Here is a 13,678-nt window from a genome sequence, read left to right on the forward strand (position 1 = left end):
CTTCTTATCCATGTCCCATCTGGAGTAGAGCCAAGCGCCTTCTCCTAGAGGAGAAGGATGGGATGAGGTAGAGCAGCCAACTTTTATCACCCTTCCGGGCGTAAATCCGGAAACCACTTAATTCTGATCAGATAGTAAAATGATAGCAGAGCCAATCGCCCTCTCTTTAAGGAGAGGGAGGGGTGAGGTAAATAAGCCAATTGCAAATTGGTAAGGATATGAGGGTGAAGTTACAAACTTCACCCAGCGTCCAATTGAACTTCAGAGGTACTGAAAAGAAACTACGCCCAGGGGGGGAAGCTGTCTCATATCTTATGATTCTAGCATTGAGTGAAATATAAATGGACTTAATTAGCAGGTAAAAGTCTACGGCTTCGCTCAGACCAATTAGAAAACCTACTTATGAGACAGCGAGTGGGGTAGTATTAAAACTATGTTATGAAATTTAATCCGATTCAATACGTTGAGAATGATGGCCTAGAAGTTATGGAAGTTGGAAATTGGGCTCAAAAGAAATATAAATTGGTTGGTAAGTATTGTGATATTTTCACTTCTGGAATGAAAAATAAATGGGATTTGGTTTACATAGATCTGTTTTCTGGCCCTGGAATTGTGAAAATAAAGGAATCTCCAACCCTTCTGAAAAATTCAGCACTTTTAGCAATGTCATTACCCAATTCATTCCATCATTATGTTCTGAATGATCATTCTTCAAGTGCTGCAAGTTCCCTACAAACTAGAATTGATAGGCTTCATTCAGATAAATCTTATAAGATATACAATGAAGATGCGAATAAGGTAGTCGACAAAATTTTTGATGAATTGCCAGCTTATTTGAAGCTTTCAAAACCTCTTTTTTTTGCCTTCATTGATCCATTTTCATTGAATTTGCATTTCGATACAATTAAAAAACTTTCGTGTCAGCAAGTAGATATCTTAGTTTTACATGCGCTACAAATGGATGGGATTCGGAATATGGGGCATTATATTAAGGATAATAATCCCAAATTGGATCTTTTTTTCGGAAGTCCGAATTGGAGAACGAGAATTACTGAGGAACAGGTCGCTAAAAGCAAATTCCTTAAGTTCCTTTCTGATGAATTCGATGAAAATATCAGAAAGCTAGGCTATAAGGCAGCCATGATAAAGGAGAGAATTACGAACAATCAGGGAAGTGGAATCTATTACTTATCTTTTTATTCTAAACATGATAGAGGTTTAGAATTCTTCGAAAAAGTAAGAAAGGGGAATAACGATCAATTTGAATTATTTTAATTATGGCACAAACATCAATTGAATGGACCGAACTTACCTGGAATCCGGTCACTGGCTGTACTAAGATATCTGCTGGATGTAAATTTTGCTATGCAGAGGTGATGACCAAGAGGCTGAAGGCCATGGGAGTGGAGAAGTACAAAGATGGCTTTAAGAAAGTACGTATTCATGAAAACACTTTGAATATTCCCTATACTTGGAGAAAGTCCAAAGTCGTCTTCGTCAATTCCATGTCTGATCTTTTCCACACAGACGTGCCGCTGGAATTTATACAGCGTGTGTTCAAGGTAATGAATGAAAATGGTCAGCATGTTTTTCAGGTACTTACTAAGCGCGCTGATAGATTGGCGGAAATCCATGAGCAACTTACCTGGTCTCATAATATTTGGATGGGAGTGTCAGTAGAAGATCAGCGGGTAGTTAACAGAATTGATTTTTTAAGAACTACTGGAGCCAGAGTAAAATTCTTGTCTCTTGAGCCTCTAATAGGGCCTCTGCCTAACCTAAATCTCCATGGTATCGACTGGGTGATCGTAGGAGGTGAGAGCGGACATAAAGCCAGGCCTATGGATCCTGATTGGGTGCTGGATATTCAAGAACAATGCGAGAAGTCAAAAGTGGCATTCTTTTTCAAACAATGGGGAGGTAAAAACAAGAAGAAGGCTGGAAGGGAGCTAAATGGGCAAACTTATGATGAGATGCCTGAGGTAGAATTGGAAAGGTTTATTTAGATGGAAGGAACGTGCGCTCTTTATGGCACAAACTCAATTCTTGTTGAGAGTCATATAATTCCAAAGTTTGTATTCAAATATTTTAGGAAAACAGGCTCCAATTATATTAGGAGGCTTTCTAAACCTAACTCTAGGCTTCAAGATGGGGATAAAATGTATCTTTTGTCAAAGGAGGCAGAAGCCAAGTTTTCTAAGTCTGAAAGATGGTTTGCAGAGAACGTTTTTAAACCTTATCAAAATGATGGGATTAAGAGAATTGGATATGATGATAATCTGTTCTACTTTGTTACCTCTGTCCTGTGGAGAGTGCTTCTTCGAGAGACTAAAAGTGGAGTTTATAATGACAAACCTTATTTTGGAAAATTACTAAAGGTAGAACTTGAATGGAGAAATTTTTTGTCAAATTACTCATTCCCCTATAACTTCAATGGTATTCACATCCTTCTAACTGATCGGATTATGTATCACGATTTATCGTTAAAGGGGGTTGATTACTATATGTCAAGATGCATAGATTCAACTATAGTTTCAAATCCAGAGGGAACTTACACTTTTGTTTATACTAAGTTTTTAAAATTTATATTATTTGGATTTGTCGTAGGGGGGCTTGACCAAAATTTTATTGGAACGAAAATTCATCCCACTAATGGTTATATAACAGTACCACAATATATTTATGATCAAGAATTCTTAGGCTTCTTCCCTGGAAGGATTAAAGAGATAAATAATTTAGCCAGTCCATCTGAAAATCAACAAAAAGTTATAGACAATGAATGCATTAAAGATTTGAGAAACCTTCATAATACAGATGCTTGGCAATCATTATTAAATGATTGGACTAATTTGGACCCAGAATGAACGGCCAAAACCTAAATCTCCTTATTGCGATAACTTTTAAGAAGGGGATTTGGGACTTTCAGGAATTTGAATCACTTGTATTGACCTGATTCTATCAAATCTAAAATGTCTTTCAGCAGTTCTAAGATGACAGTAGGCGGTCAAATAGTTGATAATAGATGTTTCGTCTCCATTTGCTATCTGATCTTCATTAATTGTTTTAGGGGTTATCGTTCTTGTAGTAACTTCGCCGTGATAATTTTCATATTTTATTAGCCAAAATGTCTCTTCAGTTATTTTTAAATTAACATTTATAAAATCTTCTTTTGAGATAAGTTTTCTTTCATCATTAAATTTGGGCCAAGTCTCTCCAAAAATATTTGCTGCATTTGCATATTCTTTGTTCTCTAATTGAATTGAGCCTTCTTTATTAGTTAAAATATTATAGCCAGAGAGATAATAGTATCCTGATTTATGAAGTAATGTAGGCTTGAATAAATATTTCCTTTCAATTTCATTAACAATTTTCACGTCATAAATGTAATTCTCCTCTTCTATTATTTTGGAAATAGAATCAAGTGTATCGGATTTAATCTCAGGGATAATATTAAGTGCCTCTAAAGGGAGAAACCTCTCAGAATATTTACTTCCTTTTGGATTGTACCATTTACACTTTGCTATAAACTTAGGGAATCCCTTTTTTCGTTCACCGTTTTTGGGGTCAAATTGTGCCTCCTTTATTTCATACTTCTTTATTTCGAGCAATTCCATAACAGGACTAACAAATTCGAGATAGTGTGTTATTTGGTCTTTTTTGGTTGAACCTTCTTTTCTTGCCGACCTCTTTTCTTTTTCCAGTTCTTGCTTTATGGTTCTGAGAGATACAAGTTGGTATTTTAGATCTTTCCAATCTTTAAATTCTTCTGACGTGATGTTGATTTCATTGTAATCGCAGATCACCTTTTTAAGCTCATTTTGTTGCAGCCAAGTTTCTTCAAATTGATGAAGACTAGAATTATACCATAGGCATTTTACACTATGGCTTTTCTTAGGCAAAATCTCATTCCCAGACTTGTCATCATAACTTCCTTTGAGGTGATACAAGGTCTCAATAACGACCATTAGGGGTGGTGTCATAAGATGTTCACCAATTATCTCTGATTTAACCAGTCTCCCCTCAGAAGTTGAGTTGTAAGGATGAGACTTGAAGGCAACAGTATCTCCAATTGAAAGTGTGGTCATATTATCAGAAAATTAGGCTTATTGGGGTAAAAATTATAAATTCCTGTCCTTGCGGGGAAAAGCAGATAATAGTCGTTTGGCTGGGATCGTACGTCTCTTTAAAAAGAGGTGACTTTGCCAAAAGTGGCATCGGTTGGTAATTGCTTAATAAATAGTTCCTGAATATACAGATTTTCTTTCTAAATCCCATTGAGGGAGTAGAGCAGATAATGTACCATAGTGTACTTGCTGGATCAAGGTACAGAGCTAATGTCCATACAAATAGATAGCTTATTGGCTTATAGACCTTTAATGGTTTCATGAGTTTCTTAGTTTTCTTAATAACATAATTGAAATGCAGCGTGGCTCAAGAATTTGGGCGCTGATCCCACTCCTTATGGAGAGTATGATTATTGGAGTTCTGGTACGCCGTCCCCGCAAGGATTTTTATACTAAAATATGATAGACAATTCCCTATGGCTTAAGAAGCGTGGATATTACCACCTCACTCCCAAGTTGGATGTTATAGGGAAAGAGAAGGAATATTTGTCAAAAATCACAAATCCTAAATTTGTGAGTAAACATGGTTTTTTCCCACTTTTGCATGCTGTTATCAAAGAAAGGCGGTACAAGAAATGTAGGCCAGATGGGCAAAGGTCGCATGTAGATCCTGTTAAAGGCCCAACAGCAAAGAAAAGGCCGCTACATTTTGCAACTCATATAGACAGTTTGATTTTTGGCTATTATGCCCAGAAACTACAGATTCAGTATGAAAATGTCTTGCAAGAAGATCCAGATCTTTCTGAAGCCATTACTGCATATCGAAAAATCTATAATCCTGAGGATCCAGGACGAGGGAAAAGTACGATTCATTTTGCACATGAAGTTTTTACTGAAATTAAAAAGAAGGCTCTATTGAAAGGATCCTGTGCGGTATTGAAATTTGATCTAGAAAAATTTTTTAGCTCCATAGACCATCAATACCTAAAAATTGCATGGGCAAAAATTATAGGAAGGGAATCATTACCATTAGACCATTACAAAGTTTTCCGAGCGGCAACAAACTTTTCCTATATTTTAAAGGATGACCTTCGAAAGAGCAAAAAAAGATTTGGCAGCAGAAGTGGGTTTGATGAAAGAAAGTTAAGCCAAATTCGAAAGCATGGGATTGAAAGCTATTTTGGATCACATGAAGAATTCAGAAATGCGGTGAAAGAAGGGGAAGTGAAAATTTTTAAAAATCCCTTTCGGTCCAAGGATAGGAAAAAAAGGATTGGGATACCACAAGGTCTTCCTATTTCCTCAGTTCTAGCTAATCTTTATTTGTTAGAATTTGACCAAAATGTGATCCAAGAGGTAGTTAAGGGATTAGGAGGATTTTATCGCAGGTATTCAGATGACATAATAATAGTAACGGATTGTCAATATGAATCAAAGGTTGAAGAGCTTGTAATGAGTTTAATTTCAAAATATTTCATTAAAATAAGCGAGGATAAAACAGAAGTGTTTCATTTTTCCAGAAAGGAGAATGGTTTGTTGAAAGGGTCGCTTAAAACTAAAGGAGGTGGTTTTTCAGATGATTATCCACTGAATTATTTAGGATTTGATTTCTATGGAGATAGGACTTTAATAGCGGCAAAGAACCTTTCTAAATTTTATAGAAGAATGAAGGTCTTAATAAAAAGGAAAGCAAAGGTTTCTGCCAAATTGGAGCCAGATCAGATTGGTAAAAAACCAGCGGTTTTTTTCAGACAACTGTACCGCATATATTCAAATTCCGATCTGGAGCGATATCAAGTCAGAACAAGAAGAATTTCTCTTACAAAAAATAGATTTGGCGAATACGTTTATAAATCCAAAGTGATTCCCAAACCGATGAAGGGTAACTATTTTTCCTATGTAAAAAGAGCATCAAGGATTATGGGTGAACCGGCAATTGCTAATCAACTGAGAAATCATCGAAGGATTTTCAATTCCACTTTAAAAAATAGAATGCTGACTTCATGATTTTTCTGCGCTGAAGGTGGCATTCATAAGGATGAGTACTTGCCAATACCAAACACACGAAAAATGAGGGTATTTACCCTCATTTTTCGTGTAATTACTCGATTATTGTTATATTTGAAGGGTAATTTCTCTCTTATGAAAAATATAGACGTTGATAAGCTTCTACAGGAAATCTTTAATGACGGTGACGAATTCGACGTTAAGGAACGGTTCGAGGAGAAGCTTGGGGAATATGGCGTCAGCAAGACCAAGGCGCTAAAGCTCCTCAATATTGATAAAGACGTTTTTGATGAGATTCTTGAAGGCACTGCAAAGCAGCCCAACCTAATCCATGTGGTCAAAGTCGCCGAATTCCTGGACATCGATGTTCATGAGTTTGTCAAAATGATTCTGAAAAACCAGAATCCTGAAAATATCGCTTCTATCGACCGCGCCAGAAAGCTCAAGTTCCTGATGAAGAACTTTGATGTCAAAGCATTGACGAAAAGAGGCTTTTTTGATGGGGACGATGATATAGATGAAATGGTCGTCAAGGCTTTGACTTATTTTGGTTATAATTCTATCAAAGAATTTGAAAATCAACTGGTTGAGCCACTGTACAGCAGGTCTGTCAGGCAGTTTTCAGATAAGATGAAAGACTTTTGGGTTCGTTCGGCCTACCAGACTTTCAAGCTGATCAACAATCCTAATCCCTACGACCGCGAGCGTCTGAAGGATACCATTGTGAATATGAAGCCCTACTCTCAGGATGTAACCAATGGCCTTCATACAGTTTGCAAAGCCCTATATAATATAGGAGTCACCGTGATCTTTCAAGATTATCTCGAAACCACTCATGTCCGTGGTGCCACGTTCATTATCAATAATAAGCCATGCATCGTAATCACCGATTACTTGAAGAAATACCCAACTCTCTGGTTTACCCTTATGCATGAACTTCACCATGTGTTGTTTGATTACGATACGGTGGCTTCCAACCGCTACCATTTGTCAGATGATGAAGATTTATTCCTTATAGAGGAGAAGGCAAATGGTTTTGCTAGGGATTTTTTCATGCCAATAGAAAGCTTTCAGTATATCAAAAGCTTCATCAATAGCCCCTATGTAGTGGATAGATTCGCGAAGGAAAATGAAATCCATCCTTCTTTGGTTTACTCCTTTTTTACATGGTATCAGAAGGAGCTTTATGGGAAGAATTTTTATGCCGCATTCAAGGAGTTTTATCCGAATTGCAAGACTGCCGTCAGCAAACTCAATCCCGTGTCCTGGAATGAGAATAATATCAAGGAGGTAAGTGAAAAGATTAAAGCAGTGTTTGAGATTAACTAACCCAATGTTATGGAAGAGAATAATAAGAAATCAAAAAAGGAACAGGAGTTAAGTGAAGCCGATATTGAGCGTCTTCAATTGTTGCAGCGTGCTCACGAAAGAAAGGGCAAGCAACTCACGATCTCGGACGATACCGGGGCATTAAAAGAGATCGATGAACTCCGTCAGCTGGTAAGTAAGCAACTGGAAAGTCCGGAGGAGAAATACAGCATTTATTACAAAGGAATCCGAAAATTGCTGATGGATCATTTACCCAAAGGTGAGGACTATAAGCAGATGCGTGATATCATCTATGACGAGAAAAATATCTTCTTGAATTTGGGAAAACGCAAAAGCGACAACAACGGTGTGCGGGGATCAGATGGGCGGATGACCTTCCAGCCCGTGATGAATGAGATACTGGATATTATTATCGCCTGGGTAGGAGGGTCACAGAATCCTTTTGAGCTATATAGGCAATTTTACCTGCTGAATGAAAAACACAAATACCCTCATGAGGAATATGATGACTCCACAAGAGGTATTGCAAATGCGATGTTGAAATTGGTGGAGGATTAGATAATTGGGAGCCGTATTTTTCACTTAATTGATTTTAATTTAGACTCCTCAAAGGAGAAGGAGGGATGGGGTTAAAGTAGAATTTCAGACTGCACCCAGTCTCACAATTATTTGACTACACCTAAAAAGGGGGGGACAAGATATTTTCGTATGGATTGGGAAGTCCGCTATAATTGATAAGTTTGAATTAAAGTGTGGCTATGATAAGTTTGATAAGAAAGTGCTTGTTTATCTCCAATTATTATGGCTAAGCATAAGCCGCAATTGATTAATATGATAAAATCATTCAACGAAATATCATTCCATGAGTTCAAGACCAATTGGTTTGCTCAAATAAAGCAGGAAATTCAAATGAAAGGCAAAGATTATATACTTCTTGTCGAAGAAGATGAATTTGCTGAATATCTGCATAGCAAATATGAACTCACACCATTAGAAGTAGACGCTTTATCTGAAGCAGTTGATCAACCTTCAAAGTCTAAGGAATGGTTTGAAGATAGAATGTGGGGGAAGTCAATCAAATTGTATTAAAGCTTTAAAAATTAGTTTAAACACTCATTTTGATACAGAACAAAATGAGAAATGCTGCTATTGTGGTTTACTATATGATAGAACTGGTAGAGGTGAAATTGAACATATAGCTCCGAAAGGTGCAGGCTTATATCCTCAATTTTCATATACTTCTAATAACTTAGCAAAGGTTTGTCAGTTATGTAATTCATCTTCAATGAAACACGACTATGACTCTGTAAGAACTATAAGCCATAACTATAATCTAATAGACTTTAAAATAGTTCATCCTTATAATGATAATCATAGTGATCATTATAAATTCAGTTATGGTTTGCTCAATGTAACTATTTCAGTTAATAATAATTCAGATAAAGCAAGGGAGTCAATTAGATTATTTGAACTTGCATCAGAGAAAAGAACAAGAGCGAGAGCCGTTCAACGTAATCAAGAAAGGCTTGAGAATTTATACAATTTATCAACAGCTATAAAAGAGAGAATTAAATCAGTAATTTCTAGAAGTTGAGGGATATGAGAAATAAAAAACTAAAAGTCTATATCGCTGTATATGAAACCGTAGCCGTCTATCGGCAGGCTACGCTTCATATAATATGTTGTTAGAGGTAATCCTAGAACGACATTATGAACAACATAAATCAATTTATAGACGAACGAAATTCAGAGTTATGGAATTCCTTAAATTCTAAATTCAATATTAGAATTGAACGGTCAAATAATAAAGAATATTTGTGTTTTACCCAAAATAATGCAATAACTGATGATCATAGATTGGAACAAGCTACAACCTTATAAAACAACTAAATCCAAGAGTTTCGAGCAGCTTTGTTATCAGATTGCTTCAAGACTTTATACAGGGAAAGGCACGTTCACTCCTGTCGACGATAGCGGTGGCGGGGATGGAGTTGAATTTTATTTAACCATGCCTGATGGAAATGAGTGGGGTTGGCAGGCAAAATATTATGAAGGTTCGGTAAGGTTAAGCGTCAGCGGCAGAAAAGCCGCAATCATTTCATCACTGGAACGTGCGGTAAACAAGCATCCTAAGATGGAAATATGGTTTTTATGTTTAACCACGGATCTAACCCCGGAAGAAGAAATCTGGAAAAACACAGATCTTAAAAGTCACATTCCAAATGGTCATCCCGCGCGAATAGAAGTATGGAATCAAAGCTTTTTGCATGAAAAAATAAATCGACCAGCTTTTAATGGAATAAAACAATCTTTTTTTAATCAGTTGGAGTTATCAACCGATTGGTTTGAAAAAGCATTTGACAAATCGTTTAGTATCGTAAAGAACAAGTTTGACGACCTCTTGTACGTACCTAACTCAGAGTTTGAGTATTATTACGTAAATCCTATTCTTTGTACTGACAAATTCGTCGAAAAGAGGATTGCTTACTATCCTAAAAAGTTGGAAGAACTGCTTGGGGATGCAAAGGGAAAACTGGAAAGCTTGCATTACACGACAGAACTTTGGAAACCGCTAATGTTGGAGTATGTCAATCGCTACACCGAATTTAATCTCAAGGCCGAAAACCTATTGCCATTGCTTAAAGCCCGATTAGAGAATATCACACCTAATAATTTTGAAAAGCTGGTCGGAGACGAATATGAAAATGAGATCGCATATTTTGAATCTATAAAAAATGGCCTTGAAGATTTCCGCAGGAACTGGCAGCAAAATAATACCTCCGAACTTACAGAAGATCAAAAGAAAAGTAATTCAGAGCAATCAAAAAAGGTATGGCCGGTAGAAAGTGTTTATAAAGAATTTATCGAAGAACTTAAATATTATGTTTCACATAGCAGAATACCTGTTGAATGGCGTTCTGCTCATTATTTGGGAAATGGCGGCGACGGAAAAACAAACTTCTCTGTAGCATTAGTTAAGGAATACCTATCATCAAAAATTCCCGCTATTTACATCCCTGCAGTTCAATTTACTGGGCCTAATCCTTTAAGTGACCAGATATTAATGATGCTTGACATCAAATCGGATTACACTTTTAATGATTTATTGGATTGCCTAAATGAACTTGGAAAAATTCATAACAAACGCATCCCTATAGTTATTGATGGATTAAATGAAGCCATCAATGCGCAAGGATTTCTAAATGAAAGGCTTAACTTGGACCTGCCACAAATGGAAGCTGATTTCCTGCATCGAAAAAATTTGGTACTATTGACCACTTGCCGAACTTCCTATAAAGATGCGATATGGGGAGATGTAAAGCACGATGACGAGAGGTTTCATTCACTATATGGTTTTACAAATCAAGAGGACAAAAAGAAGCTGGTCAGGAATTACTTCAGCCAGTATAAGATACAAGCAGACATATCTTTCCTCTCATTGGAACGGTTCACCAAGCCTTTATACCTGAAACTTTTTTGTGAATCTGTCAATAGCGAAAGAAAGGAAATTAAACAGGTTACACTGGGCTTTGACTCCATCTATTCAATTTTTGATAATTTTGTCAGTCTCTGCGATGACAATATTTTTAAAAGAATACAAAAGGCGGGCAGGATAGCACCTACCGCTGCAAATAAAAAGCTGGCTTCAAAAGTTTTAAGTGAGATCGCTGCCATGTTGTGGCAACAACATCAGCGTGCATTCTCTTTGAATGATTTAATGGCTATTGCGGATGGAGAAACGAAATTCGATTACAAGGATACGGTTACCAAGGCTTTGTTGGATGAAGAATTGCTGTTTATTCGTAACTGGCACAATGGAGAAGAGCATGTTTTTTTAACATACGATTTGATGGCTGGTTATTTCATAGCCAAACACTTGGTGGATACCATTACAGATTTTGATACTTTTTTTAAAGGTGATCAAGTTGAGTCGCTGATCGGTGATGATTATCATAAACTGCATCCGAACCACGAAGACATAACCGATGGTTTATGTAGTTTGTTGCCGATCAAGAAAGGCCTCTTTGTACATGATCTTGTTGCCAAGCCCGGAAAAGACCATCCCCAATCTTCGGTAGAAAAAAAATTATTTGAACGATCAATCGCTGCTACCATTTTACTTTCGCCAGAATATATCACACCTGAACAGGTGGAATATTTTAATAAATTATCTGGCCATTCTAAAAATCTGATCAGGCTGATCGGTTTGAGTGAAGACGTACTTTTTGTTTCTAACCATCCTTTTAATTTCAGGTTCTGGTCGGTAAAGCTGGCCGGATTACAGGTAAATGAAAGGGATATAACCTGGTCTGAATACCTGAGGGATTTAAGAGAGGGTTTCTTAGATGATTTGATCACAGAATTTGAAGCTTTGCAAACCGTTTCTTCGCTTACTCAGGAGCAAAATGAAAAGATATATCTGGTTGCAGACTATCTTAAATGGACATTTACTTCAACCAATAAAGATCTTAAAGGTAAAGCCGGTGATGTATTATATCAATTCGCGATAAAGTTCCCCTCTGTTTTTCTCAACGAATTCTACGGTTCGGCGAAAATAAATGACCCATCCGTATTTGAATGGATGATGGTTATTCTTTATAATACCTGTATCTATTTGATCAAAAAAAATAAAGAGAATCATAAAAATGACTTGCTCAAACTTTCTGTATTTCTCCAAAAAGAGGTATTACGTCCAGGAGGAACTCATGCAACTAACCATCTGGTCACCAGAAACTACGCTTATAGCATTCTAAAATTATTATCACGCAAGTTCCCTGAAGCAGCGGTAGATATTAAGGACATCAGAAAAAACTTTAAGGATATAGGCACCATAATCTGGGAGGAGGCCGAAGATCTCAATGAAGGAGAATATCGGGATGGCAACGCTCTTATTGACTACTATTTCAATAAAGAAAAAATGCCCTACATCTCTCGTGGCCGTGGCAACGAATATAATCCAACACCGGAATACCTTGCTGTTCAGGCAAAGTTACGTTGGCGCGCCTACCAGTTAGGTTATAAATTTGAACTGTTTAGCGAATCTGATATTCAAATTGCTAAATATAAGCACTGGGGCGAATCATTTGCCAGTACTGAACGATATGCTGATAAATATATCGAAATCGCCTTTCTTGAATATTGCGGGTATCTTGACGGCCTAAATGATTTGGAATCCTATGATGATATAGGCTACCTGCGCACATTTAAACTTAAACATGATCCGAGCGAAGCGGGCGATGTCGACGAGCCCTTACCATCGACGAGATTTGTTGTAAGGGATTTTATTGATGCCAATATCTCCTTATCTAAATGGTGTGCTGATCTTTCCGCACCTGATGTTTCGGAATATCTCGAAAGGACGGCTTTTCAGGAAAAAACTGGAAAATGGGTTTTACTGCACGGATTGGTGCACCAACATAAAAAGCTTAAGGAAAGGCAGTTCTATTTCAAAGTAGACACTGTTTTTGTGCGGAATAAAGATTTGGCGGAAGCAAGGCTGGCTTTCAGCGATAAAACAGACTTAGGACGCGCCAATAACAGCATTCCCTATACAAATAACATTCATGAATCCGAGATTCCCGATTCAGATAGCATCCCGTATAATGAATTTACAGAGTGGAACTATAGTCTGGAATCTGAAATTATTGACAGGGAATATACCAGGATCGTTCTGATTGAAAATGGTAGGCGATTGAAGGAAAAGGAATCAGACCAGCTTTGGGACATGATCATAAAGCAATTACATTTTTTAGATCACCCCAGGACGAATATATCAGGATTTTCTATGCCTATGGTCCGGTTTAAGGCACTTGAATCCGATGAAGATGAGAGTTTGGAGGATGCATTCAAGCGTTTGAATATTGAATTGGAAGAGGAGAAATTCACTAAACAGGAGCCACGCGAAATAGATAAGACCATTGATGTTTTTATACCTGTTCGCTATCATAAGGACAAGGTTTACCTATGTAAAAACCTAATAGATGAACTGGAATTGTCAAGCCCCTACGGGATCACTGATCTTAATGATCGGAATGGCGAACTGGCCAGCTTCAACTATAACTATGAGGTTGAATATGTTGACCAGGAAACTTTTACTTATCTGAGAAAAGATCTATTAAATAAATATCTCCAGGATAACGAATTGACCCTGTTCCAGATCATTTGGGGCGAGCGGGACTATTACCCTATCGACGGAAATTGGGATACGGACCGCAAAAGGGCACAAACTAGAAGATGGGCGCCATTTTATCGGGCTGTAGAATATGAAATTTAAGGCA

The 13,678-nt window shown here is 37.2% G+C and carries 10 protein-coding genes; 9 read left to right on the top strand and 1 reads right to left on the bottom strand.

What is annotated here, in order from left to right; genetic code table 11:
• Window positions 1-438 precede the first annotated feature (438 nt).
• From tcmP to ID165_RS02520, 3 genes are read left to right on the top strand one after another with little or no spacing between them, the layout of a single operon-like run.
• Window positions 439-1,275 (top strand): three-Cys-motif partner protein TcmP, encoded by an 837-nt coding sequence (gene tcmP, locus ID165_RS02510; RefSeq protein ID WP_192348826.1) that lies wholly within the window; start codon window positions 439-441, stop codon window positions 1,273-1,275.
• Window positions 1,276-1,277: 2 nt separating this feature from the next.
• Entirely contained in the window at window positions 1,278-2,006 is a 729-nt protein-coding gene (locus ID165_RS02515; RefSeq protein ID WP_192348827.1) for a DUF5131 family protein, read from the top strand.
• Window positions 2,007-2,864, top strand: coding sequence for a hypothetical protein (locus ID165_RS02520; protein ID WP_192348828.1), 858 nt, complete (start codon window positions 2,007-2,009; stop codon window positions 2,862-2,864).
• A 36-nt stretch (window positions 2,865-2,900) separates the two neighbouring features.
• Here the strand turns inward: ID165_RS02520 and ID165_RS02525 are convergent, their stop codons facing one another.
• Window positions 2,901-4,085, bottom strand: a complete 1,185-nt coding sequence (locus tag ID165_RS02525) for a WYL domain-containing protein (RefSeq protein ID WP_192348829.1) — start codon at window positions 4,083-4,085, stop codon at window positions 2,901-2,903.
• Window positions 4,086-4,523: 438 nt separating this feature from the next.
• Here ID165_RS02525 and ID165_RS02530 point away from each other — a divergent pair, with 438 nt between their 5' ends.
• From ID165_RS02530 to ID165_RS02555, 6 genes are all read left to right on the top strand, one after another.
• On the top strand, window positions 4,524-6,071 hold the full coding sequence (locus tag ID165_RS02530; protein WP_192348830.1) for a reverse transcriptase/maturase family protein: 1,548 nt from the start codon (window positions 4,524-4,526) through the stop codon (window positions 6,069-6,071).
• 135 nt (window positions 6,072-6,206) lie between these two features.
• On the top strand, window positions 6,207-7,400 hold the full coding sequence (locus ID165_RS02535; RefSeq protein WP_192348831.1) for an ImmA/IrrE family metallo-endopeptidase: 1,194 nt from the start codon (window positions 6,207-6,209) through the stop codon (window positions 7,398-7,400).
• A 9-nt stretch (window positions 7,401-7,409) separates the two neighbouring features.
• Window positions 7,410-7,958 (top strand): hypothetical protein, encoded by a 549-nt coding sequence (locus ID165_RS02540; protein WP_192348832.1) that lies wholly within the window; start codon window positions 7,410-7,412, stop codon window positions 7,956-7,958.
• Window positions 7,959-8,201: 243 nt separating this feature from the next.
• The gene (locus ID165_RS02545; RefSeq protein WP_192348833.1) at window positions 8,202-8,489 is read left to right on the top strand and encodes a hypothetical protein; all 288 of its coding nucleotides are present in this window, start codon (window positions 8,202-8,204) and stop codon (window positions 8,487-8,489) included.
• Entirely contained in the window at window positions 8,449-8,994 is a 546-nt protein-coding gene (locus ID165_RS02550) for a hypothetical protein (RefSeq protein ID WP_192348834.1), read from the top strand. The genes ID165_RS02545 and ID165_RS02550 overlap by 41 nt, the downstream gene beginning before the upstream one ends.
• Window positions 8,995-9,246: 252 nt before the next feature.
• Window positions 9,247-13,674 carry a hypothetical protein gene (locus tag ID165_RS02555; protein WP_192348835.1) on the top strand — a complete coding sequence of 1,476 codons (4,428 nt, stop codon included), beginning with the start codon at window positions 9,247-9,249 and terminating at the stop codon, window positions 13,672-13,674.
• Window positions 13,675-13,678 lie beyond the last annotated feature (4 nt).

The sequence above is a fragment of the Algoriphagus sp. Y33 genome (assembly GCF_014838715.1).
GTDB lineage: Bacteria > Bacteroidota > Bacteroidia > Cytophagales > Cyclobacteriaceae > Algoriphagus.